The following is a 21,968-nucleotide window of genomic DNA, read 5'->3' as shown; positions in this document are numbered from 1 at the left end:
TTTAAGCCCCTTTGCCTATAATCTCCGCAACGGCTGCAGCTATCTGCTGATAGTCAATTTCTGCCGGCGGTTCATAATCAATTTTGATCCCTGTTGCCTCATACAGCATTTTGGGCAGTATGATGTATGTATTTCTTTCTTTGTGTATCTCTACTATTCCGATATTTAATTTACCGGCGTCCATAAGGCGACGCACTGTGGCCGCCGTTACGCCCAATTCTCTGCCTACAATTTCCGGTGTTATTTTCATGTCGCCCCTCCTTTTACTTTCCTTATCTTATTTGCGGTATAATTCCCTTGAGACTGCAAAACTTTTCACACTGCTTTCTTGTTCCGCTCTTCAAGGTTTTTTCGCCGGCATATACTCCTATTGGTGTAATGTGCGTGTAGCTTATAACTTCCCAGTGTGTTGATATTATTCCGCAACAGAACTCATGTCTTTTTTCGATTGTATAGATCATTTTTCCCCTCCTCCCTTATGCGCTCTTAATCTCGTCGATTTTTTTCTGCAGGCTCATTCCCATAATGACGCCCAGCATAAACTCTTTTTCGCTTGTTTCCTTCTCGTCAAAAATCCTTGCTACTTCTGCGATTTTTTCTTTCTTTTCGTCTTCCATAATTTCACCTCGCTTTTTACTTCTTTGTGCTATAATATTAACTCAAAGAATTATAGAAGTCAATATTTTATTTCAAAAAATATTGCAAAGCGTTATTTAATATGCTATTCTATTTTCAAGGAGGAAAAAAATATGAAGGAAGGAAAAAGAATTAAAGAGTTAAGAAATGCTTTAAACTTAAATCAGACAAACTTCGGCGAACAATTAGGTTTAAAACAAACTACAATAGCCGGTTATGAGAATAATCATAGGGAATTGACAGACCGAACTATTTCTGATATATGCCGTGTTTTTAATGTCAACGAAGAATGGCTGCGCACCGGTGACGGCCCTATGTTTCGCCCTAAGAAGGGCTTAGACAATGAACTGGCCGAACACATAGCAGATTTAATAAAAACTGATGATGAATTGACAAAGGCGTTTATTTTAGAACTTCTGAAATTGTCACCGGAAGAAATGGAAGTTATAAAAAAGATCTTGTTAAACGTCAGCGACTACATGAAAAAATAAAGAGCGGCCTTTGCGGCCGCCTCTCTCAAAATCGTTTGATAAAATCGTAAATGATCCAAAGAATATTTATATCTTTTATCATTTTGATTTTTGAAATAATGATATTTTTTAATTCTTCCATATTCTGCACCCCCCTTTCAGGGATATGGTAACAGACTGGAAGTTACTAAAAATAAGCCCTCCTGCGCCAACAGGAAGGCTTAAAAGGTGGCGTCAAAAATGACACCGGAAATTGTATGCACTTACATTATATCAGACGCCGCCTTATTTTTCTATACATTTTTTTAGAGAAAAAGGAGGCTTTTTTAATGCAACGATTGCCAAAAGGAATGGGCAGCGTTTATAAGTTAAGCGGCAGCCGGCGCCGGCCCTATGCTGCCCGGATCCAGTCTGGCCGCACGGAAGACGGCAAGGCTATTTATAATTTTATCGGCTATTATGCGACACGTCAGGAGGCTTTGACCGCCCTGCTTGAGTACAATAAAAATCCCTATGATCTGACGGCTGCAGAAGTGACTATCGCCGATCTGTGGGATATATTCAAACAGCGTCGTTTTGATGTGCTATCCGGCAGCGGCCATAATATATATAATGCCGCCTATAAACACCTTAAGCCTGTTTGGAATAAGCCTATCAAAGAGTTAAAGGCCTTTCACCTTCAAAATTTGATTGATAATATAGATCGCTCATGGCAGACCAAAGATCACGTTAAAACGCTTTTAAATCAATTGTATGATCTAGCAATTGAACTTGATATACTTGATAAGAATTATTCAAAATTCGTAAAGGTCGGCGCCAAGCCGCAGTCAGATATACACAAGCCATTTACATCAGAAGAAATAAAGACGTTATTTTCCGTTATTTTTACGGAAGATCTGGCGGATACGGTCCTTATAATGATATATACTGGTATGCGCCCTTCTGAGCTACTAGGCATAAGGACCGAAAATATACATCTATCGGAAAAGTATATTGTAGGCGGTGTCAAAACAAAGGCCGGCAAAGATAGAGTTATTCCAATATCAAATAAAATAATGCCCCTTGTCCTTAAGCGCTATAATGCCAATAATAAATTTTTTATATCTATGTCTTATCAAGTTTATAAAAAACATTTCACAGAATTAATGCAGCGCTTAAATATGGATCATCTGCCCCACGACGGAAGACATACATTCGCAAGTCTAGCAAATAGCGCAGGCGTCAATCCAACATCTATAAAAATGATAATGGGTCACACCTCGCAAGACATTACAGAAAGAGTATATACACATAAAACAATTAGCGAACTCGTGTCAGCTGTCAACGCTATTTAACTAAACTTTTTGTTTAATAATCTTGTTACTTTATTGTTACTTTATCATTAATTTTATATCATTCTTATTCGTATTTAATGAGCCTTAAACCTTGATTTTATGGGATTTAAGGCTTTTTAAAATAATCTAAAAACGCTATGCTTTAACAAAAATTTAATTTTTCTCTTTGCCTAATCGGCTATAATTTGTTTTACATTCACGCTTGCTTATGCTAAAATTATCATACTGTGAGGTGATTAATTTGATAAACAGAGTCGAACTAAAGAAAAAAGCAAAATTTATGCTTAAAGGAAATGCAAGAAATTATGTTCCGATTGCGATTATATTCATATACACAAGTGCTTTGCTCAGTTTTTCGGAAAAGAACCTTGGTATACTTTTCAGACATTATCGTGATATATTTCCCGTTATTTCAAGTATAGTCTTATGGGTTCTTCAATCGGTTTTTGTTGTGGGAATAATATCGTTCTGTCTGAACATTGCCTGCGGAAGAAACAGTGAGATAACCGATTTCTTCGATCAGTTTGAACATACCGGAAAGCTCTTTCTTCTCAGCCTTGTCAAAAACTTTTTTATTTGTTTATGGGGATTGCTTCTCATTGTTCCCGGTTTCATAGCTTATTACAGATACAGCATGGCAGAATACATAATTGCGGAAAATCCTGATATTTCAATATCTGATGCTATCAAACAAAGTAAGGAAATGATGAACGGAAAAAAAGGAAAGCTTTTCATTCTTGACCTTACATTCTTAGGCTGGACAATACTTACGGCAGTAACAGGCGGTCTTGCCGGATTATATGCTATTCCGTATATTTTTATGTCACGTACTCTTTTCTATCTTGACATTAAGCAGGAATATATGGAGGAACAGGCTTTCCGCAAGGCATGGAATGAGAAAAAACAGCAAACCGAAGGTGTCAATAAAGAAAACGACTGTAACGACGGTAATTCCGATTTTACGGATGAACGCCGAAAACGTGAAATGGAAAACCATACATGGAGCCATAATAATTGAGTCCATACGGGCTTAAAATAAATATATTATCAAAGAAAGGATTTGTTAAAATGGAAAACAAAAATCCCGTAGTAACAATCGAAATGGAAAACGGCGGCATTATCAAGGTTGAACTTTATCCTGAATATGCGCCTAATACAGTAAACAACTTTATCTCTCTTGTAAGCAAAGGATTCTATGACGGAATTATATTCCACAGAGTAATCAAAGGCTTTATGATTCAGGGCGGAGATCCCAATGGAATAGGCACAGGCGGCCCCGGATACAGAATCAAAGGCGAATTTATCCGCAACGGTTTCCCTCAGAACACACTCAAGCATGAGGCAGGCGTTATTTCAATGGCTCGTTCAATGATGAACGACTCAGCAGGCTCACAGTTCTTCATCATGCACGAAACATCACCTCATCTTGACGGCGAATATGCCGCTTTCGGAAAGGTTATCGAAGGCATGGACGTAGTAAACGCAATTGCCAACTGCAAGACAGGCCGTGCAGACAGACCGGTTGAAGACCAGAGAATGAAGCACGTTACAGTCGAAACCTTCGGCGTTGAATATCCCGAAGTTGTTAAGTGCTGATAAAACAAAAAATAAGCAAAAAATCAGGGACAAAACCATATCGGCTTTGTCCCTTTTTGTACGGAGATGGAGAGATTCGAACTCTCGCACCGCTCACACGGCCTACCGCATTTCGAGTGCGGACTCTTCAACCACTTGAGTACATCTCCACAAGCTTGATAATTATAACACACCCGCAAACAGATTTCAACTAAATTATTTCATTTTTGTCCGTTTAAAAGCCTATATCTTACTTGACACCAGTTCTCCTTGCGTTATAATTAATTTATTCGTCATTTTTGGTAAACAATGTTAACTTTATATATAGGAGAAAATTATGAATATAATTGAAAAGGCTTATTGCCGTACATATCAAGCAGCATTCAAGGCAGCTATTCCTTTAATGCCATACAGAGAGCCTAAAATATTGACAAATGTTTCAAAAATAGGGCCTCTTCTTGAGGCTAAAAAAATCAAAAGCGTTCTTCTTGTAACAGACAAAGGTATCCGCAATGCCGGTCTTACCGCCAAGCTGGAGGAAAAGCTTCCCCAGCACGGAATTAAATGCTGTGTATACGACGGAACCGTTCCCAACCCGACAATCGACAATGTCGAAGAGGCAAGAAAGCTTTACAAAAGCGAAAAATGCAAAGCGATAATCGCTTTCGGCGGCGGCTCATCCATGGACTGTGCAAAGGCAGTCGGTGCAAGAATCGCCCGTCCCGATAAGTCCGTTTCAAATATGAAGGGCCTTCTTAAAATACTTAAAGCTCTTCCGTTACTCATTGCTGTTCCGACAACAGCCGGAACAGGCTCGGAAACAACTCTTGCCGCCGTTATAACCGACAGCCGCAAGCAATACAAATATCCCATAAACGATTTCGTTCTTATACCGGATTATGCCGTACTTGATTACCGCATAACAACAGGACTGCCTAAGAGCATAACCGCAACAACAGGCATGGACGCACTCACCCATGCAGTTGAGGCTTATATCGGAAATTCAACAACACCTTATACAAGAAAAATGGCAGAAAACGCAACCGTTCTCATTGTCCACAACATAAAGAAAGCATATGATGACGGTTCGGACAAAGCCGCAAGGACCGCAATGCTCAAAGCAGCTTTCTGTGCCGGAGTTGCCTTCACACAGTCATATGTTGGCTACGTTCATGCCGTTGCACATTCGCTCGGCGGTCAGTACGGAATTGCACACGGTCTTGCAAATGCGGTAATTCTTCCTCATTTTCTTGATGAATACGGCAGTACGGTATACAAACCTCTTTCCAAGCTTGCAAAAATAAGCGGCATTGCACCAAAGGATTCCGATGAAAAGACAGCGGCGGAAATGTTCATAAAATGGATAAAGGAAACAAACCGCTCCATGGATATTCCCGAATACATCGAAGGCATACAGGAAAAGGATATTCACAAAATGGCTGTTCATGCGTCAAAAGAAGGCAATCCGCTTTATCCCGTTCCCAGACTTATGGACGTAAACCGTCTTGAAAAGATGTACTACAAAATAATGCCGCCTAAGGCAAAAACAACCGATATAACCGAGCTTGTCAAAAAGCAGAGAAGGTTCTTTGAAAGCGGTAAAACTCTTGACATTGCTTTCAGACAGAAAGCCCTTGACGACCTCAAAGAGGCAATACTCTATTACGAGGCAGAAATAAATGAGGCTCTTTATGAAGATTTAGGAAAATCCTCAACAGAAAGCTATATGTGCGAAACAGGCATGACACTCTCGGAAATTTCATATGTGAGAAAGCACATGGCGTCATGGGCGGCTGACAAGACCGTAATGACTCCGCTTGCACAGTTCCATTCAAAAAGCTTTAAAACACAGTCACCTTACGGTGTTGTGCTCATAATGTCACCCTGGAACTATCCGCTTATGCTTTGTCTTGAACCGCTTGTCGGTGCGATAGCTGCAGGAAATTGCTGTATACTCAAGCCTTCGGCATATTCACCAAAGACCTCAGCTGTTATACGAAAGATAATTTCCGAAACATTTGATGAGGCTTATATTGCCGTTGTTGAAGGAGGAAGAGCCGAAAACACTGCCCTTCTTGACCAGAAATTCGATTACATATTCTTTACCGGCGGAACAACCGTCGGCAGAACCGTTATGGAAAAGGCGGCAAAAAATCTTACTCCCGTTTCTCTCGAAATGGGCGGCAAAAGCCCCTGTATCGTTGACAAAACAGCCAACCTTAAGCTTGCCGCAAAAAGACTTGTGTTCGGAAAATATCTCAACTGCGGCCAGACCTGCGTAGCTCCGGACTATCTTCTCATTGAAGAATGTGTTAAGGACAAATTCATAAAGCTTGTCGAAGAGCAGATAGTAAAAATGTACGGAAAAGAACCTCTCGAGAACAAGGCCTATGGAAAAATAATCAACCGCAAGCATTTTGACCGTATATGCGGACTTATCGACCAGAACAAGGTTGTATTCGGCGGAGAAACCGACGTAAGCACATTAAAGATTGCTCCGACGGTAATGGACAATGTTACTCCCGAAGATGCGGTTATGGGTGAAGAAATATTCGGACCTATTCTTCCTGTGCTTACGTTCAATGACATTGCAGAGGCAGAAAGCTTTGTAAATTCAAGACCTCATCCGCTTGCACTTTATCTTTTCACCGAAAACAAGGCTGTGCAGAAGCATATTCTCAAGCACGTACAGTTCGGCGGCGGCTGTATAAACGACACAATCATACATCTCGCCACATCTGAAATGGGCTTCGGCGGCGTCGGAGAAAGCGGTATGGGTGCATATCATGGCAAAAAGAGCTTTGAAACCTTCAGCCACGAAAAGAGTATTGTAAACAAATCAACATGGCTTGACCTTCCCATGCGTTATCAGCCATATACAAACTTAAACACACTTCTTTTAAGAATGTTCCTAAGATAATTAATAATAGCAGCGGAAAAGTTCGGAAAACAATAGTCATGACTTTCGTAAACGAAAGTTGCTTCGCAACTGTGCCATCTTGCACAGTCAGTGGTTTTCCGAATGGAATCCATCCAGTCATGACTTTTGCTTTGTAAAAGCAAAAGCGGCTTTGCCGCCGCACTGTCTTGTGCGGTCAATAGACGGAATTCACTCCCGTCGAGGAGAATAGCTTAGTCATGACTTTCGCGAGCGAAAGTGGCTTCGCCACCATGCTATCTTGCATGGTCAATAGTTTCAAGGCTTTAGCCGATGGAATGAGCTATTCATGCCTCTGTTTAAACAAGTCGAAATCCTGATTTCGACTTAGGCATTCTATGCACCGAAATTTTCTCTCATTGAGTTTATTATTTTCTTCTCCATTCTGGATACCTGAACCTGCGATATGCCTATCTCCTTTGCCGTTTCCGCCTGTGTTTTATCCTTAAAATACCTAAGATATATTATTTTCTTCTCTCTGTCATCAAGCTTACCTATTATCTCTCTCAATGTTATGCTGTCGGTCATATCATCAGATGCTGCTCCGTCGGATATTTTATCAATTAAATATACCGGTGAACCGTCGCTTTTATATACAGTTTTATATATGCTTTCCACATCTCTTGATGCGTCCAGAGCCTCCACAAGCTCTTCGCCCGATATTCCCATTTCTTCCGCAAGCTCACCGACAGACGGCTCATCTCCGTTTTTTGTCGTCATCATTTCTCTTGTTATTCTTGCTCTTGCCGCAATCTCCTTAAGCGGACGGCTTACCTTTATCATGCCGTCATCACGCATAAAACGGCGTATCTCGCCCATAACCATAGGAACGGCATATGTCGAAAAACGCACATTATAGCTCATGTCAAATTTATCTATGCACTTCATCAGTCCTATTGCACCTATCTGGTACAGATCTTCGCTTTCATATCCTCTTCCGAGAAATTTCCGCACAACGCTCCATATAAGTCCACTGTTTTCAAGAAGCAGCTTTTCCTTTGCACTGCTGTCGCCATTTTGTGCAAGTGCTATCAACTCCATTGTTCTTGAATCTGTTGATTTGCTGTCGTTAAAGGCTTTTTCCTCCAAATCCTTCACCTGCAATCCATGTCATTTTTGTTGTCTGAATCCATTAATTTTTTTGCCATTCTCACAGTTGTTCCCTTTCCCTTTTCGGAAAGAACGTCCACGCTGTCCATAAATGTTTCCATTACGGTAAAACCGAGCCCGGAACGCTCAAGCTCCGGAGCAGATGTATACAACGGAGTCCTTGCCTGCTTTATGTCCTCTATACCTATGCCGTAATCGGTAATCTCTATGTATACACTTCTGTTTTCGTATGAACACAAAAGAACAACATTCTTCTCACTGTTGTTTCCATATCCATGTATAATCGCATTGGTCACAGCCTCTGAAACCGCAGTTTTTATGTCCGTAATTTCAGATATTGTCGGATCAAGCGGCATTATAAACGCCGCAACTGCCATTCTTGCAAAAGCCTCATTCTGTGCCGCTGCCGAAAAGCTCAATGTCATACTGTTTTTCAAATCAATCATTCCCTTCCAATATTCATAAGTGCCGAATCAACCGTAGGATACGGCTTTATAATTCTATATATTCCAGACATTTCCATAAGCCTGTCTGCCTCTTTTGACGGAGCAGCAACCGCTGTTCTTCCGCCAAGTGCCATAACCGTTTTATATCTGCCTATCAGCATTCCTATGCCGGAGCTGTCCATAAAGCTGACTTCACTCATATCAAAAATAAGATTTTTTGAACCGGTAACATACAACTCTCTTTCGGTCATTCTCTTTATTGTTTCTGCCGTATGGTGATCTATATCTCCCGATACCGATACAATAAGAACACCGGGATGCTTTCTGAAAAATATATCCATTATTTTTATCTCCTTTCCGTAAAATTAACTATAATACAATTTTGGAAATATAAATACCTCATATCATAAGCAAATTTGTACATATATTTACAAAAATTAATAATATTATTATGGGTTTGTATCTTATATTCGTTATAATTTCGCTCAAGTTATGCTATAATTTGCATATATTAGGATATAGACTGCGGTTTTTATAATTAACTTTGCCTGTCTTAAGGCATCAAAAATAACGGGCTTACATAAACGTTGCACTTTATGACTGTACATAGTGACAGTTATACCAATTTCTAATACAACCCGTATTAAAACTTTTTGTTATGAAGGATTGATTAAATGAGCGTAAATTCAAAAGAAAAAATTAATAAAAAAACTGTGCTCATAGTAGATGATAACTCCATCAATCGTGATGTTTTGTGCAAATTACTGAAAGATGAATTTGAAACCGTAGAAGCCGAAAACGGAAATCCCTTTTACCTTTTGTGTTGATATAAGCCTATCCGCCAAAACCTTCGTCGATTTGACGGAACTCTAAGCACATGAAAAGGAGCAAGGTATATTTCAACCTTGCTCCTATCGGTCAGTATTTAGTTCAATAAACTGGAATTTTTCGTTCTGTTTCTAAACAAAACAGCCTGAAAAATAATCGTCTGAATTACTCTAAACCAAGTGTTATATATTGAGCTAATATTGCATTTATACTTTCTTTCTCTTCGGCTGTTACAGGTAAGTTCTGATTGTTCTCTTTATCATTGAATGTTCCACATTCCGAATGATAATAATATGTCCTTTCATCAATTATAAGTTTGCAATCATTGGCACATTCGGCAGTCCCTTCTGTGTTCCAGGTGCCATTTTCAATAATGTCTGCGATTATTTTTACTTCTTCTTCGGTCAAATCATAAATTTTATCTTCCTCTGTACGAGTAATTATTCCACTTGTTACAGGTGCTTCACTGCCAGTTGCTTTATCACAAGCGACGAATGACAACATGCAAATTAATACCCCCAATAATACCAATACCCTTTTCATAGCAATCCCTCCTTAAATTTCAATTTGTCTATCTGCTTCATTATTTGTATAGACGGAAAAGCCAGCAAATTGTTCCAACTTTTCTATATCATACAATATTTTTGTGCTACTTTCAAGGTATGAAAAGAGGCCGAAGTTACCTTCGGCTCTTTTCGGTTCCCAGTTTCTGTTCATCTGGAAATGTCTGTATCATTAGTGAGCTTTCCATCAGCCTTTGGTGAAATCGACGAAGTTCTTTTTATCAACACTTAGGGTAAAAGGGAGAAACGGAAAAGAGGCTTTACATCTTCTTAACAAACATACAAGAAAATTTTCGGCTATTCTTCTCGACCTTATTATGCCTGTTATGGATGTTGAACATAAATTGTGATTAAAAGTATTGACTTAAACCTTACTCCAAGTGCTATTCTTATATAAAATATATATTTGGAAGTGATTATAATGACAATAGCTGAAGTAAGCAAGCAATATAATATAAGTGCCGACACACTGCGTTATTACGAACGTATCGGACTTATTCCGCCGGTAAACAGAAACAAAAACGGAATAAGGGACTACACAGACGAAGATTGCAAATGGGTTGATTTTATAAAATGTATGAGATCCGCCGGTCTGCCGATTGAGGTGCTTATTGAATATGTTACGTTATTCAGACAGGGAAATTCGACAATAGAAGCCCGAAAGGAAATACTTATTGAACAGCGTGGTATTCTCGAAGAAAAAATCAATTTTATGACTGCAACCTTAGAACGGCTTAACTACAAGATAGACAATTACGATACAATAATTTTGTCAGCGGAAAACAGACTGACCGAAAAATAAGGCTTATATTTATCAAGGCAGCTTTAACAAATTTGCCTTGATTTTTTTGTATAACAGTAATAAAATAACATCTATGCGTTAATAAAACAGCCTATTAAAAGGAGGATAATATTATGCGTTTGGATTTGACCGAAGGCAATCCGTTTAAACAGATATTTATGTTTTCACTGCCAATAATAATAGGAAATATATTCCAGCAGTTATACAGTATGGCAGACACAATAATAGTTGGTCATACAGTTTCGTCAGATGCCATGTCCGGTGTCGGATGTACAAACTCAATAAGCTTTCTTGTTCTCGGTCTTGTGTGGGGTCTTACATCAGGCTTTGCCGTAAGAACGAGCCAGTTCTTCGGTGCTAAAGACGAAAACGGTATGCGAAAAAGTATTGCCGCATCTTTCGAGCTTTGTATAGCAATGACTATCATTCTTACCGCCATTGCCGTTCCGCTTTCAGGACCTCTCCTCAGAGCAATGAAAACACCTGAACAATATTACGACTATGCTTATTACTACCTTATAGTTATATTTTTTGGCATAGGTGCAACAATACTGTATAATATTGCCGCCAACACTCTGCGAGCCGTCGGTGACAGCCGTACTCCACTTTTCTGCCTTATATTTTCGGCAGTACTTAACGTAGGACTTGACTTTCTCTGCATAGTCGGCTTTAAGATGTCATACACAGGTGCAGGCGTTGCCACAATAGCAAGCCAGTTTATTTCCGGTGCAGTCTGTGTAGTATATATGTTCAAGGCTTATCCAAAGCTCAGACCGAAAAAATCCGACTGGTCATTCAATCCGGTAATGCTTAAGGGACATATTGCAGTTGGTCTGCCTATGGCATTGCAGTATTCAATAACGGCTATCGGCTGCGTATTCCAGCAGACAGCTCTCAACGGACTTAATGCCGCTATGCCGGGCGTTGTAACAGGCTATACTGCCGCAACAAAAATAGATAACATTGCCATGCAGACCTTCAACGGAATAGGAACAGCCTGTGCTACATATGCCGGACAGAACTACGGCGCAAAGAAATTCGGCAGGATAAAAGATGGTGTATTTGCCGCAATGGTGCTCGTAATAATATTCTGGTTTGTCGGCATGGGCTTTGATTTAGGACTCGGACGCCAGCTTACAAAGCTTTTCCTCAACGGAAGCTCCGGTGAAGCCGCCATTTATATGGATGCTATGATTGACTATTCAATGGAATTTTTGTTCTATCAGTGCATACTCTATGTTCCGCTCGGAATCGTTTTTGTTTACAGAAATACATTACAGGGCATCGGCAAATCGGCAATAACTACTATCGCCGGTGTAACAGAGCTTGCCGGACGTTCGGTAACGGCGTTTATACTTGTTAAATACATAGGCTATGTCGGTGTATGTCTCTCCAATCCTATCGCATGGATGGCAGCAGACATATTCCTGCTTACAACCTATTATGTGACAATGCACAAATACGGCGGTGAAAGAACATATACGCCTGCTTCATTTATAAAAGGCTTGTTCAAAAAATAAAAATATACTTTTTAAAACCATGGGACTCTGTCCCAAACCCTGAAATCCTTTAAAAAGGATTTACCTAAACTTTATTGAAAATCATTTTAACAAATGATTTTCTGAATTGATTATTTATCTGCTTTCCTAAACTATATTTTCGGAATATGTTTTATAAAATTCTGGAAAGAACATCAAGATATTTTTAAAAAGTATACATAAACAAAAGCATGGCTCGTCCGAACCATGCTTTTGTCGTATATTAAAGTATTTAATTATTCGTCCCAGTTATTCCATACGTTCTTTACGTCATCATCATCGTCAAGCATATCAAGGAGCTTATTCATCTTCTTAATATCCTCTTCGTTGTTAAGAACTGTGTATGTCTGAGGAATCATTGTGATTTCTGCGCTGACCATAGGAATATTCTGTGCCTCAAGAGCCTCTCTTACTGCCTCGAAATCATCGGGTGCAGTTGTTATTTCGTAGCTGTCCTCTTCAACTCCGAAGTCCTCTGCTCCTGCCTCAACAGCAAGCATCATAAGCTCGTCCTCGTCCATTTCGACCTCTTCCTTATCAATAACGATAAGACCTTTTTCATCGAACATGAATGATACACAGCCGCTTGTTCCCATGTTTCCGCCGCCCTTTGTGAAAGCGTTTCTTACGTTTGCGGCAGCTCTGTTTCTGTTGTCTGTAAGCACTTCAACGATAACAGCAACACCGTTAGGGCCATATCCTTCGTATGTTATTGTTTCGTACTCAACGCCGTCGCCTGCTCCGGCAGCTTTTTTGATACTTCTGTCGATTGTATCGTTAGGCATATTGTTTGCCTTTGCCTTTGCGATAACCTCTCTGAGCTTACCGTTGTTATTAGGATCGGGACCGCCTGCCTTAACAGCAACAGCGATTTCACGACCGATCATAGTAAATACTTTACCTTTTGCTGCGTCGTTTTTCTCTTTCTTATGTTTAATATTCGCAAACTTTGAATGTCCGGACATTAAAGTTACCCCCTAAAAAAATTTTGAATTACATAGTATTTTATCATTTTTTGCATTTCTGTTCAAGAGAAAATAGCAAAAAAACAGGGAAGATTGAGTAATCTCCCCTGTAAAAATCAATATTTTATTTAGCTCTTGCCGCAATAACCTTCTGCTGAACGTCTGCCGGAGCCTCTTCATAGCGTTCGAAGTTATATGTGTAGCTGCCTCTGCCCTGTGTCATTGAACGAAGGTCAATACTGTATTTAGCTATTTCAGCCATAGGGATTTCGGCAACGATACTCTTCTTTCCGCCGTCAACTGAATCCATGCTCAATATTCTGCCACGACGTTTGTTTATATCGCCCATAATATCGCCCATGAATCTTTCGGGAACAATAACCTCAACATGAGCAATAGGTTCAAGAATAGTAGGTTTAGCCTTTGAAACACCATCTTTGAAGGCAACCGATGTAGCCATCTTGAATGCCATTTCCGATGAGTCAACGGGGTGATATGAACCGTCAACAAGTGTAGCCTTAAGACCTACAACGGGATAGCCGGCAAGAACGCCGTTTGCAACACATTCCTGTAATCCTTTTTCAACAGCCGGGAAGTACTGCTTGGGAACAGAACCGCCGAATATCTTCTCTTCGAATATATACTGCTTGCTCATATCGCCAGAAGGCTCGAATTCCATCCATACATCACCGAACTGGCCATGACCGCCGGACTGTTTCTTATATTTGCCCTGTACCTTAACCTTAGCCTTGATTGTTTCTCTGTAAGGTATGATAACGTCGATAAGGTCAACGTCAATTTTATATTTATTTTTAAGCTTATTAACAACTATATCAAGCTGCTGGTCACCAACACCATAAATAAGTGTCTGTTTTGTTTCTTTATTTACTTCAACCCTGATTGTAGGATCTTCTTCTCTTATTTTAACGAGTGCAGCCGCAATCTTATCATCATCGCCCTTTGCCTTAGGTACGATAGCTCTTGAATAAACAGCCTCGGGAAGCTCAATCTTGCTGAGCTGAACAGGATTTACGCTTGAGCAGAGTGTATCCTGTGTTCCTGTGTTCTGGAGCTTTGCAAGAGCACCGATGTCGCCGGCACAAAGCTTATCAACCTCAATCTGTTCTTTACCTCTGATTACATATATATGAGCAACCTTTTCCTGTGTATCCTTTTCGGGATTATAGATAACCTTATCCTTTGTAAGCTCACCGGAAAGCACACGGAATATATTAAGACGTCCGATATACGGGTCGGAAATTGTCTTGAATACATAAGCTGCAAAATGGTCTGTTTCATCGTTCTTTCTTATTATTTCTTCTCCTGTTGTAAGATCTGTGCATTCAAACTCGGGTCTGCATACAACGGAAGGAGCGATAAAGTTTTTAACCGAGTTCATAAAGAGCATGATACCGAGTCCCTGGCTTGCCGCACCTGTGAAAAGAGGAGCAATAGTCTTATTAAGAAGACCAACCTCAAGACCTCTGTAAATTTCTTCTATTGTAAGTTCTTCATCAGCGAAATATTTATCAAGCAATTCATCAATGCTTTCTGCCGCAACCTCAACTATCATCTTTCTGAGGTGTTCAACTTCAACCGTCATAAATTCGGGGATAGGACCGGGTTCAAGCTTTGTTTTTGTCGAATCGAGATATTTAGCCTCTCTTGTTATAACGTCGATGAAACCACGGATTTTTTCATTCTCATAGAAAGGAATCTGAACGGGAGCAACACTCTTTCCGAAATGATCACGAAGCTCGCTGAGAACTCTTTCATAATCTGCATTTTCATCGTCCATAAAGTTCATAAAGAACATTCTGGGAGTACCGAATTTTTCAACACAGTCCCAAGCCTTTTCGGTACCTACTTCAACACCGGCCTTGCCTGATACAACGATAACGGCTGCATCGGCAACGTATGTTGAAAGCATTTCCTCGCCGACAAAATCGAAATAACCCGGTGTATCAATGAAATTGATTTTTACATCTTTCCACTCAACCGGAAGAATTGATGAATTAATTGATACATGGCGTTTAATCTCCTCTGGATCATAGTCGCTGACTGTATTTCCGTCGTCAACCTTGCCAAATCTTTTAGTTGCACCTGATTTAAAAAGACAAGATTCAGTTATTGTTGTCTTACCTGAACCACTGTGACCCAGCAAAACCACATTTCTGATTTCTTTAGATGTGTAACTTTTCATATACATTCCTCCTTATTGTGTGAGCCGAATATATCAGCTTTTAAATTCAAGATTTCATTGATTTTTTCTCCTTAATAGCCTTTAGTAAAACCCTATAATTAGAATATTCTGCATTTGTTATAAATATCCTCTTTTTTATTAATTTCAAAAAATATTTTGTTGAACATTGGAGTAAAGTATAAAAATAAGTAAAAATTATTAATATTATATATAAAAATAATGTTGTAAGATAAAATTTATTGTGCAATAATCAAAAAGGCAGAAAATATATAAAAAGTATATATACAATGTGTAAAAATAAATACAATGTTTTATGTGAGTTATCACAAATGGAATTTGAAATTTAAAATAAAATCATTGATTTTTAAATAAAAATATAATATAATATAATGCGTGTTTAATAAAATTCGTGCTAAAGTGGCTCAGTTGGTAGAGCAGCTGATTCGTAATCAGCAGGTCGTGGGTTCGAGTCCCATCTTTAGCTTGGCTCTGCATTTGTGCAGAGCTTTTTTAATATTTATATTCCGAGGTACAACCATGAACGACGAAAGCAGATACCAGCATCTTACACATACCTTTGATCCGGTATATACCGAAAACTCAAAAATTCTTATATTAGGCTCCTTCCCATCAGTAAAATCCCGCGAGGAAGGCTTTTTTTACGGACACCCGAGAAACCGATTCTGGTCAGTTATAAGCCGCATTTTCGAATGCGAAAAACCGATGTCCATACCTGAAAAGAAAGCCTTTCTTCTCCAAAACGACATTGCTTTATGGGATACAATACATTCCTGTGACATAATCGGCTCAAGCGACAGCAGTATAAAAAATGTAATTCCGTCGGACATAAACCTTATTTTATCCTATGCCGACATAAAGGCCGTTTTCTGCAACGGAGCAACATCGCACAAGCTCTATATGAAATACTGCTATCCGTCAACAAACCGTGCCGCTGTAAAGCTTCCGTCCACAAGTCCGGCAAATGCAGCATGGTCGGAAGACAGGCTCACAGCTGCATGGAAGGAAGAAATATACAAATATATAACGCCAAAAGCCTGAACCGTTTCCGATTCAGGCTTAATTTATATCACTGCTTTTTGTTTTCCTTTGAGCTGCTTTTCAACGGGCTTATTCTTATCTGACTTTCCTTCATTCCCGTCTTTCTTGTCACTATATCCATTATCTGTGCAAGCTCGGAATCCGTAAGCTCACTTTTATTCACAACCACATCAACGGTATTATCGTCTATCCTTACATATACCTCGCTGAAGCCCTTCGACTCAATCATAGCCTCTGCCGCTGTTTCCTTTTCAATTCTCTGCTGGATTTCAAGAAGATTGTCGGCACATTCCTGTTTCTTCGCCTGGTCAAGATTTTCGTTGTTTATCATTTCGGTAAGCATCTGTTTCTGGCTTGCTCTGGACTGCTCACGGTCAAGCTTTGCCTGGACAAAATATGTGTCCGGTGTTGTGCTTACATATATTGCCGCTCCGGTGTCATCCTCTGCCGCCGAATATGTACCGTCTGCATTTTCCGTATTATCTGTGTTTTCCGTATCTCCCAACGCAAGCTCAACTCCGTCGGTATCATCCGCAAGAGTGGAAATCGAACCGTCATCATTGAGCAAAGCCTCATAATCAGTTGCTTCATTAATATCGACTGCCTTTGTTTCCGCCGATTTTGCCTCCGTAAAATTCAGATAGCCCGCAACGGCAATCATAATTGCCAGAGCAGTAACAACTATCTGATTTCTTTTTAATGCAAACATAGTTCTGCCTCCTGTTTTTATTTCATTTTGAACACAGCTATTTTATTAGCCGGCACATCAAAAAGTGCCTGTGCAGCACGAATAAGCGAGTCCTTAACTACTACGTCGTCACCGCCTTCCGCTATGATAACTATTCCGGCTGCCTCTGCCGAATTTTCCTTTATAACAACAGGTGATGTGCTGCCGTCACCATTATTTGACATAACTATTGTATTCTCCTCTGTCTGCGAATCTGTTTTTCTGTTGTCGCCTATTTCCGCATTTTCGTCCATCTGTGATGTGCTTTTTTTCTTTTCCTCTGCATAGACCGTTTCACCTTCGGACGCAAAGGTTATCATTACCTGCACTCTGCCTGCTCCGTCAACCATGGACAACAGCTCCTCTGTTTTGCTTTCAATATCCGATGTGTAGTCATATGTCTGCATTTCGCTGTCAACGGTTTCCGTAACGCTTTCGCTGTCATTTTTATTAAAAAGTCCGCCTGCCATTATAAGCACAATGCCGAAAGCAACCGCAGCCCCTATATTGGCAAACATTTTTTTACTGTCACCGCCAAACATATCCTTCAGCTTCATTCAACCACTTCCCCATTTGTATATTTATCATATGGTGCTACCTTCTCCACTTCTATTCCTAAACCATCATTTTTATAGCTGTTATTATCCACTTCATTCATTTCATCATAAATTATACCGGTCAGCCTTTCGGTTATATTGTCATTGCTGTATTCAATATTTTTTTCGGTAATTACACTGCTTGCCGAAACAGCCTCCTCCGAAAGCATATCTGCCGAGAACATTTTAAATTTTCCGACTATCGTAAATATCATTATCAGCCCGACAACAACCGACACATATTTCTTTATATTTTCACTCGGAGCTGTCATCTCCGCAAAGACAGCAACCGTCATAAGCAAGGCTATATTTTTTATATATGCACCCAAAGTCTGAAACATACCTTCCATTCCTCCTATACCATAAGCATAAGTGCGGTAATTATTATGAACATTATTTCTGCCGAAAACACCAGTCCCATTAATATTCCGGTATAGTCAGCCGCACTGTTCAGACACTTGACTATTCTTTTTGACGCTATCGGCTCTGTCAGTGCCGCAACAGCTTTGTAAATAAACATTATCGCCGCAAGCCGTATAACCGGAGCTATGCTTATAACCGCAATGAAAATCATTATTGCCGCCGTTACGGCGTTTCCTGTTGCAGAGGTTAGCATTGCCGCCGTTTCTGCCGCAGATGCCATAAGACTGCCGACAACCGGAACTGCCTCTGCCGCCGTTTTTATTGATTTTCCGGCTATAAGTGCCGTTGACGGAGTACCTATTTTTATTACTGACATAAGAAATACAAATATTCCGGCATATATTTTTACACCCCATTTGCAAAGCGAGCTTATCAGCTCCGCAAACTGCATGAGTATATCCTTTTCCGAAAGGCTGTTTATAAATGTAATAAGTGCCGCCATAAGCACTCCCGGAATTATTACGTTTTTCGCTCCGTATGTAAGTATTGATGACGAGGCATAAAGCACAGGAACAGCCGCAGTCATCTTTGCCGCCCTTCCGGTTGCGGTCATAATCAGCATATATAGCGGCTGTAATGTTTCCGTAACCGAGGTTATGTTTTCCACAGCCCTTTCGGAAGTTGACGCCGCCTGTGCAAAGGACTGCATAATAGTCACAATAAGAACCGACGAGCATACATACTGCCCTATTTTGCTGACCGAGGACGATGTAAACGATTCGCAAAGTATTTCAAGCAATGCCGAAAGTATTATTATGATTATTATTTTCCTCATTGAATACAAAACGTCGGAAACACTGCCCAATGCGGTTCTGACAATGGTTTTTAATAAATCCTTTATTCCGTAAGCACCGTTTCCGGCAAGCATATCCAGAACAATATCCTTTATGCTGAAATTATCCGCTCCGTAATCTTCGGCTATGTCCGAAAGCTCCGAATCTATTTCTTCAAGTCCGAACATGTCCGCAACACTCTCTATTGTCGTTTCTGCCGCATATACCCTTTGTGCAAAGCCGAAGCAAAAAATAAGCACTATAAAGGCTATATACAGCTTTTTTGTAATTAACGCCATTTATCCCACCTCAAAAAGAAAGGTTAAGTATCATATTAAAAAGATTTTCTATAATCGGAAGCGACACAGCCAGAATAAGTATTCTTCCGGCAAGCTCTATTTTTGCACCAATCGCCTTTTCTCCGGCGTCCTCGGAAAATCTGACGGCAAATTCGCATATATACGCAATAACAATTACCTTAATCAGTATCACCATATAAACGCTGTTCAGACCTGCCTCATTTACTGCCTTTTCAAACAAATTTCTTATTTTCAATATACTGTCCATAAGCATATATAAAATAAGTATTCCTGTTGCAATGCCGACAAGAAGTGCATATTCCTTTTTCTGCTCTTTTAGTGTTACCGCAAGCACCGTTCCGATAATTCCTACTGCCGTAATTCTTATGATTTCCTCCAAACCACATCTCCCCTAAAATCTGAAAAGTGTCTGTATAGTTCCGAAAAGCTCGCTTATATAGCCTATTATCCAGTAAAGTACCACAATCAGTCCGGCAAGCGTTGTCAGCATTGCCTGGTCGTCCCTTCCGGCACGCACGAGCACTTGATTCAGCACCGCAACAAGTATGCCGACTGCGGCTATTCTGAAAACAATATTTATATCCATATAGCACCTCCGTATTTATCAGAAAAGCACAACAACAATAAGTATTCCGCCGAGCACTCCGGCACTTCTGAAAAGCCTTGCGTCCTTATTGTTTTTTCTCATAAGCTCTTCCGCCGTTTTATCTATGTAATCAATTACCGAATCTATATTTTCTATTTGGCATTTGCTGTCATCTCCACCGAGTATATCCGCAAAAGCAGAAAACATCTCCGTATCGTTTTTGGTAAAATATGTTCTTGAACGCCTGTCCGATATTGTTTTTCGCCATGCCTCACCTACGGAAGACGCCTTTCGTGCCTTGAGCAATCTGCCGGTATCCTCAAATATTTCCGATACGGTATTTTCAGTTTTTTCGCTTATATCTATCATTGCCTCATAAAGCGGCTTTGAGGAATAACCTATACTGCTTTTCAACAGCATAAGTCCTCTTTTCATCTCCTTCAGCTCTTCAGCACGAAATCTGTCCTTTAGCGATAAATACAGACCGCAGGCCGCACAGGAAAAGAACACTATAAATGCACCTATTGCTTTTATAAGCATATTTTTTCACCTCTTCCGTTTGCTATATGCTTTATTTTTCCTATATTATTTCTGCCTTCAAGCACTATAAGCCTGTCGAATATTTCGGCAATTCTCTGATAACCGAATTTTTTATATATGTCCTCCTCATCTCTTCCATGAGCCGTACATATTACAAACGCACCGCTAAGAGCCGCCTCTCTCATTGCCGAAAAATCCTCTTCCGCTCCTATTTCATCGGCACATATAAGCTCCGGTGACATTGTTCGTATAAGCATCGAAATTGCGTCAGCTTTGGGACAGCCGTCTATTACATCGGTTCTTATGCCGACGTCAAGCTGAGGAACGCCCATATAGCAGGCGGCAATCTCTCCTCTTTCGTCCGCTATGCCTACGGTTGCTCCGTCTTCGGAAAGCTGTCTTGCCATATCTCTGAGAAGTGTCGTTTTTCCTCCGCATACCGGCGAAATAATCAGCGTATTTTTTAAAACACCTCTGCCGAAAAATCTTAGCACATCGTCCGCACAATTTTTTATTTCTCCGGCTATCCTTATGTTTATACTGCCTATGTTTTTAACTGTGCAGACCTGTCCGTTTTCAACCGCGTAGCTTCCGGCAAAAGCGGCTCTGTGTCCGCCTCTTACGGTTATAAAACCCTTTCTGAGCTGTTCCTGAACCGAATAAAGCGAATAATCGCTTATCATATTGACCATCTGCTCCAAGTCGCTGTGCTCAGCTATGTAGCCCTTCTGCGGCTCAAAAACAGCCTGTCCGTCATTATTGACAAAATATTCGTTACTGCCGCTTTTCAAAATAACCGGTCTTTCCGCACGCACTCTTATTTCGTTTATATTCCTCCAATCATATCCACCGAATATTTTCCGCATTTTTTCTCCAAAGCAATCCAAAACCGTATTCTTAAGCATTGTCCATCCTCCGTTCTTAAGACATACTATTTTGATAATTAAAAATAAATGCTTTAAATACTTCTTAATTAGCTGACAAAATGCCTAAAATTCCGAATTTTATAGTTCAAATAAAATTTTCAAAATGCTATACTTTATTGCCCATTGGTAATTTTTAAAAAATATTTTGCGGCTTTCATTGACCGCACAAGACAGTGCGGTGGCATAGCCACTTTTGCTTTGCAAAAGTCATGACCATAGTCGCAAGGGTGTATTGCAAGTGAGGAAGCTCTTAAATTGCTAACCTTCGCAGGAATACTACTCGGTTTTAACGCAATTTTGAAAATACAAATCGAAATTTTGTAGCTAATTTCCGATTAGCCAAGGGGGTAACGGGGGACGGGAGTCCACCGTATATTCATTACTTTCGCAAGCGAAAGTTGCTAACGCAACCGCACCATCTTGTGCGGTAATATGTGGATCGAGCACGTCGAAATTGCTCGCCGCTTTGGTACTTTCCCGGCGGAAAGTACATACTCCCACACTTGAAGAGTGTGAAGCTTTGGTTTTAAAGGTTTAACCTTTTATAAAAATGTATGCTTTTTTCACTTTAGCACTTTGCATTCTAAAAATAATTATTGATTTTCTTATA

General features: G+C 40.0%; 26 protein-coding genes, 2 tRNA genes and 1 pseudogene. 11 read left to right on the top strand and 18 right to left on the bottom strand.

Annotation, left to right across the window (positions count from 1 at the left end):
- Position 1 precedes the first annotated feature (1 nt).
- Genes KQI66_RS09805 through KQI66_RS09795 form a run of 3 tightly spaced genes read right to left on the bottom strand, consistent with a single transcriptional unit; the run spans position 2 to position 617 of the window.
- The gene (locus KQI66_RS09805; protein ID WP_216429091.1) at positions 2 to 250 is read right to left on the bottom strand and encodes a hypothetical protein; all 249 of its coding nucleotides are present in this window, start codon (positions 248 to 250) and stop codon (positions 2 to 4) included.
- Positions 251 to 272: 22 nt separating this feature from the next.
- The gene (locus KQI66_RS09800) at positions 273 to 461 is read right to left on the bottom strand and encodes a hypothetical protein (RefSeq protein ID WP_216429088.1); all 189 of its coding nucleotides are present in this window, start codon (positions 459 to 461) and stop codon (positions 273 to 275) included.
- A 15-nt stretch (positions 462 to 476) separates the two neighbouring features.
- A complete protein-coding gene (locus KQI66_RS09795; protein ID WP_216429086.1) occupies positions 477 to 617 on the bottom strand; it encodes a hypothetical protein in 141 nt (46 codons plus the stop codon).
- A 132-nt stretch (positions 618 to 749) separates the two neighbouring features.
- Here KQI66_RS09795 and KQI66_RS09790 point away from each other — a divergent pair, with 132 nt between their 5' ends.
- The 4 genes from KQI66_RS09790 (at position 750) to KQI66_RS09775 (ending at position 4,036) form a co-directional block, all read left to right on the top strand.
- Entirely contained in the window at positions 750 to 1,127 is a 378-nt protein-coding gene (locus KQI66_RS09790; RefSeq protein WP_216429084.1) for a helix-turn-helix domain-containing protein, read from the top strand.
- A 308-nt stretch (positions 1,128 to 1,435) separates the two neighbouring features.
- The gene (locus KQI66_RS09785; RefSeq protein WP_216429082.1) at positions 1,436 to 2,440 is read left to right on the top strand and encodes a tyrosine-type recombinase/integrase; all 1,005 of its coding nucleotides are present in this window, start codon (positions 1,436 to 1,438) and stop codon (positions 2,438 to 2,440) included.
- A gap of 241 nt (positions 2,441 to 2,681) precedes the next feature.
- Complete coding sequence (locus KQI66_RS09780) at positions 2,682 to 3,458, top strand: DUF975 family protein (RefSeq protein ID WP_216429081.1); 777 nt, start codon at positions 2,682 to 2,684, stop codon at positions 3,456 to 3,458.
- Positions 3,459 to 3,508: 50 nt separating this feature from the next.
- On the top strand, positions 3,509 to 4,036 hold the full coding sequence (locus KQI66_RS09775) for a peptidylprolyl isomerase (RefSeq protein ID WP_216429079.1): 528 nt from the start codon (positions 3,509 to 3,511) through the stop codon (positions 4,034 to 4,036).
- 61 nt (positions 4,037 to 4,097) lie between these two features.
- On the opposite strand, the gene KQI66_RS09770 is transcribed toward KQI66_RS09775, so the two are convergent.
- Positions 4,098 to 4,185: transfer RNA gene (locus KQI66_RS09770), tRNA-Ser, on the bottom strand.
- A 167-nt stretch (positions 4,186 to 4,352) separates the two neighbouring features.
- Between KQI66_RS09770 and KQI66_RS11585 the strand changes: the two are divergent.
- Positions 4,353 to 5,528: pseudogene (locus tag KQI66_RS11585) on the top strand (iron-containing alcohol dehydrogenase); the annotation flags it as partial.
- A 15-nt stretch (positions 5,529 to 5,543) separates the two neighbouring features.
- Complete coding sequence (locus KQI66_RS11580; protein WP_253287742.1) at positions 5,544 to 6,935, top strand: aldehyde dehydrogenase; 1,392 nt, start codon at positions 5,544 to 5,546, stop codon at positions 6,933 to 6,935.
- A 354-nt stretch (positions 6,936 to 7,289) separates the two neighbouring features.
- Here the strand turns inward: KQI66_RS11580 and sigF are convergent, their stop codons facing one another.
- The 4 genes from sigF to KQI66_RS09745 all read right to left on the bottom strand — a co-directional run bounded on the left by sigF (position 7,290) and on the right by KQI66_RS09745 (position 9,880).
- Entirely contained in the window at positions 7,290 to 8,051 is a 762-nt protein-coding gene (gene sigF / locus KQI66_RS09760; RefSeq protein ID WP_330655114.1) for an RNA polymerase sporulation sigma factor SigF, read from the bottom strand.
- On the bottom strand, positions 8,048 to 8,509 hold the full coding sequence (gene spoIIAB, locus KQI66_RS09755; protein WP_305832569.1) for an anti-sigma F factor: 462 nt from the start codon (positions 8,507 to 8,509) through the stop codon (positions 8,048 to 8,050). Before spoIIAB ends, sigF begins: the two co-directional genes overlap by 4 nt.
- Positions 8,506 to 8,850 carry an STAS domain-containing protein gene (locus KQI66_RS09750; protein WP_216429075.1) on the bottom strand — a complete coding sequence of 115 codons (345 nt, stop codon included), beginning with the start codon at positions 8,848 to 8,850 and terminating at the stop codon, positions 8,506 to 8,508. Before KQI66_RS09750 ends, spoIIAB begins: the two co-directional genes overlap by 4 nt.
- Before the next feature lie 652 nt (positions 8,851 to 9,502).
- Positions 9,503 to 9,880 carry a hypothetical protein gene (locus tag KQI66_RS09745; RefSeq protein ID WP_216429074.1) on the bottom strand — a complete coding sequence of 126 codons (378 nt, stop codon included), beginning with the start codon at positions 9,878 to 9,880 and terminating at the stop codon, positions 9,503 to 9,505.
- 214 nt (positions 9,881 to 10,094) lie between these two features.
- On the opposite strand from KQI66_RS09745, the gene KQI66_RS09740 reads away from it, so the two are divergent.
- The 3 genes from KQI66_RS09740 to KQI66_RS09730 all read left to right on the top strand — a co-directional run bounded on the left by KQI66_RS09740 (position 10,095) and on the right by KQI66_RS09730 (position 12,222).
- Entirely contained in the window at positions 10,095 to 10,250 is a 156-nt protein-coding gene (locus KQI66_RS09740; RefSeq protein ID WP_216429072.1) for a hypothetical protein, read from the top strand.
- 71 nt (positions 10,251 to 10,321) lie between these two features.
- A complete protein-coding gene (locus KQI66_RS09735; protein ID WP_216429070.1) occupies positions 10,322 to 10,702 on the top strand; it encodes a MerR family transcriptional regulator in 381 nt (126 codons plus the stop codon).
- A gap of 113 nt (positions 10,703 to 10,815) precedes the next feature.
- Positions 10,816 to 12,222: an MATE family efflux transporter gene (locus KQI66_RS09730; RefSeq protein WP_216429068.1), complete on the top strand. Its 1,407-nt coding sequence runs from the start codon at positions 10,816 to 10,818 to the stop codon at positions 12,220 to 12,222.
- A 254-nt stretch (positions 12,223 to 12,476) separates the two neighbouring features.
- On the opposite strand, the gene KQI66_RS09725 is transcribed toward KQI66_RS09730, so the two are convergent.
- A complete protein-coding gene (locus KQI66_RS09725) occupies positions 12,477 to 13,205 on the bottom strand; it encodes a YebC/PmpR family DNA-binding transcriptional regulator (RefSeq protein WP_216429066.1) in 729 nt (242 codons plus the stop codon).
- Between the two features lie 124 nt (positions 13,206 to 13,329).
- Positions 13,330 to 15,408, bottom strand: a complete 2,079-nt coding sequence (gene fusA / locus KQI66_RS09720; protein ID WP_216429064.1) for an elongation factor G — start codon at positions 15,406 to 15,408, stop codon at positions 13,330 to 13,332.
- 411 nt (positions 15,409 to 15,819) lie between these two features.
- On the opposite strand from fusA, the gene KQI66_RS09715 reads away from it, so the two are divergent.
- Both KQI66_RS09715 and KQI66_RS09710 read left to right on the top strand, forming a co-directional pair.
- A tRNA-Thr gene (locus KQI66_RS09715) sits at positions 15,820 to 15,892 on the top strand.
- A 53-nt stretch (positions 15,893 to 15,945) separates the two neighbouring features.
- Positions 15,946 to 16,467: a DNA-deoxyinosine glycosylase gene (locus KQI66_RS09710; protein ID WP_216429062.1), complete on the top strand. Its 522-nt coding sequence runs from the start codon at positions 15,946 to 15,948 to the stop codon at positions 16,465 to 16,467.
- Positions 16,468 to 16,495: 28 nt separating this feature from the next.
- Here KQI66_RS09710 and KQI66_RS09705 read toward each other — a convergent pair whose 3' ends face one another.
- Genes KQI66_RS09705 through spoIIIAA form a run of 8 tightly spaced genes read right to left on the bottom strand, consistent with a single transcriptional unit; the run spans position 16,496 to position 21,337 of the window.
- Complete coding sequence (locus KQI66_RS09705) at positions 16,496 to 17,176, bottom strand: SpoIIIAH-like family protein (protein WP_216429060.1); 681 nt, start codon at positions 17,174 to 17,176, stop codon at positions 16,496 to 16,498.
- A 17-nt stretch (positions 17,177 to 17,193) separates the two neighbouring features.
- Positions 17,194 to 17,751 carry a hypothetical protein gene (locus tag KQI66_RS09700; protein WP_216429059.1) on the bottom strand — a complete coding sequence of 186 codons (558 nt, stop codon included), beginning with the start codon at positions 17,749 to 17,751 and terminating at the stop codon, positions 17,194 to 17,196.
- A complete protein-coding gene (locus KQI66_RS09695) occupies positions 17,748 to 18,131 on the bottom strand; it encodes a stage III sporulation protein AF (protein WP_216429057.1) in 384 nt (127 codons plus the stop codon). Before KQI66_RS09695 ends, KQI66_RS09700 begins: the two co-directional genes overlap by 4 nt.
- Before the next feature lie 14 nt (positions 18,132 to 18,145).
- Positions 18,146 to 19,285 (bottom strand): stage III sporulation protein AE, encoded by a 1,140-nt coding sequence (locus tag KQI66_RS09690; RefSeq protein WP_216429055.1) that lies wholly within the window; start codon positions 19,283 to 19,285, stop codon positions 18,146 to 18,148.
- A 10-nt stretch (positions 19,286 to 19,295) separates the two neighbouring features.
- Positions 19,296 to 19,685 (bottom strand): stage III sporulation protein AD, encoded by a 390-nt coding sequence (gene spoIIIAD, locus KQI66_RS09685; RefSeq protein WP_216429053.1) that lies wholly within the window; start codon positions 19,683 to 19,685, stop codon positions 19,296 to 19,298.
- A gap of 12 nt (positions 19,686 to 19,697) precedes the next feature.
- A complete protein-coding gene (gene spoIIIAC, locus KQI66_RS09680; RefSeq protein WP_216429051.1) occupies positions 19,698 to 19,892 on the bottom strand; it encodes a stage III sporulation protein AC in 195 nt (64 codons plus the stop codon).
- 18 nt (positions 19,893 to 19,910) lie between these two features.
- Entirely contained in the window at positions 19,911 to 20,432 is a 522-nt protein-coding gene (locus KQI66_RS09675; RefSeq protein ID WP_216429049.1) for a stage III sporulation protein AB, read from the bottom strand.
- Positions 20,423 to 21,337 (bottom strand): stage III sporulation protein AA, encoded by a 915-nt coding sequence (gene spoIIIAA, locus KQI66_RS09670; protein ID WP_216429047.1) that lies wholly within the window; start codon positions 21,335 to 21,337, stop codon positions 20,423 to 20,425. Before spoIIIAA ends, KQI66_RS09675 begins: the two co-directional genes overlap by 10 nt.
- Between the last annotated feature and the right edge of the window lie 631 nt (positions 21,338 to 21,968).

Origin of the sequence: Anaerotignum sp. MSJ-24 (assembly GCF_018918145.1) — a bacterium.
GTDB lineage: Bacteria > Bacillota > Clostridia > Lachnospirales > Anaerotignaceae > Metalachnospira.
The sequence above is the reverse complement of the archived record's forward strand: the minus strand, read 5'-3'. Positions and strand labels throughout refer to the sequence as shown.

Coding starts and splice junctions, on each gene's coding strand:
- KQI66_RS09805 (WP_216429091.1), bottom strand. CDS start 250: ATGAAAATAACACCGGAAATTGTAGGCAGAGAATTGGGCGTAACGGCG.
- KQI66_RS09800 (WP_216429088.1), bottom strand. CDS start 461: ATGATCTATACAATCGAAAAAAGACATGAGTTCTGTTGCGGAATAATA.
- KQI66_RS09795 (WP_216429086.1), bottom strand. CDS start 617: ATGGAAGACGAAAAGAAAGAAAAAATCGCAGAAGTAGCAAGGATTTTT.
- KQI66_RS09790 (WP_216429084.1), top strand. CDS start 750: ATGAAGGAAGGAAAAAGAATTAAAGAGTTAAGAAATGCTTTAAACTTA.
- KQI66_RS09785 (WP_216429082.1), top strand. CDS start 1,436: ATGCAACGATTGCCAAAAGGAATGGGCAGCGTTTATAAGTTAAGCGGC.
- KQI66_RS09775 (WP_216429079.1), top strand. CDS start 3,509: ATGGAAAACAAAAATCCCGTAGTAACAATCGAAATGGAAAACGGCGGC.
- KQI66_RS11580 (WP_253287742.1), top strand. CDS start 5,544: ATGCCGCCTAAGGCAAAAACAACCGATATAACCGAGCTTGTCAAAAAG.
- spoIIAB (WP_305832569.1), bottom strand. CDS start 8,509: ATGATTGATTTGAAAAACAGTATGACATTGAGCTTTTCGGCAGCGGCA.
- KQI66_RS09750 (WP_216429075.1), bottom strand. CDS start 8,850: ATGGATATATTTTTCAGAAAGCATCCCGGTGTTCTTATTGTATCGGTA.
- KQI66_RS09745 (WP_216429074.1), bottom strand. CDS start 9,880: ATGAAAAGGGTATTGGTATTATTGGGGGTATTAATTTGCATGTTGTCA.
- KQI66_RS09735 (WP_216429070.1), top strand. CDS start 10,322: ATGACAATAGCTGAAGTAAGCAAGCAATATAATATAAGTGCCGACACA.
- KQI66_RS09730 (WP_216429068.1), top strand. CDS start 10,816: ATGCGTTTGGATTTGACCGAAGGCAATCCGTTTAAACAGATATTTATG.
- KQI66_RS09725 (WP_216429066.1), bottom strand. CDS start 13,205: ATGTCCGGACATTCAAAGTTTGCGAATATTAAACATAAGAAAGAGAAA.
- fusA (WP_216429064.1), bottom strand. CDS start 15,408: ATGAAAAGTTACACATCTAAAGAAATCAGAAATGTGGTTTTGCTGGGT.
- KQI66_RS09710 (WP_216429062.1), top strand. CDS start 15,946: ATGAACGACGAAAGCAGATACCAGCATCTTACACATACCTTTGATCCG.
- KQI66_RS09705 (WP_216429060.1), bottom strand. CDS start 17,176: ATGTTTGCATTAAAAAGAAATCAGATAGTTGTTACTGCTCTGGCAATT.
- KQI66_RS09700 (WP_216429059.1), bottom strand. CDS start 17,751: ATGAAGCTGAAGGATATGTTTGGCGGTGACAGTAAAAAAATGTTTGCC.
- KQI66_RS09695 (WP_216429057.1), bottom strand. CDS start 18,131: ATGTTTCAGACTTTGGGTGCATATATAAAAAATATAGCCTTGCTTATG.
- KQI66_RS09690 (WP_216429055.1), bottom strand. CDS start 19,285: ATGGCGTTAATTACAAAAAAGCTGTATATAGCCTTTATAGTGCTTATT.
- spoIIIAC (WP_216429051.1), bottom strand. CDS start 19,892: ATGGATATAAATATTGTTTTCAGAATAGCCGCAGTCGGCATACTTGTT.
- KQI66_RS09675 (WP_216429049.1), bottom strand. CDS start 20,432: ATGCTTATAAAAGCAATAGGTGCATTTATAGTGTTCTTTTCCTGTGCG.
- spoIIIAA (WP_216429047.1), bottom strand. CDS start 21,337: ATGCTTAAGAATACGGTTTTGGATTGCTTTGGAGAAAAAATGCGGAAA.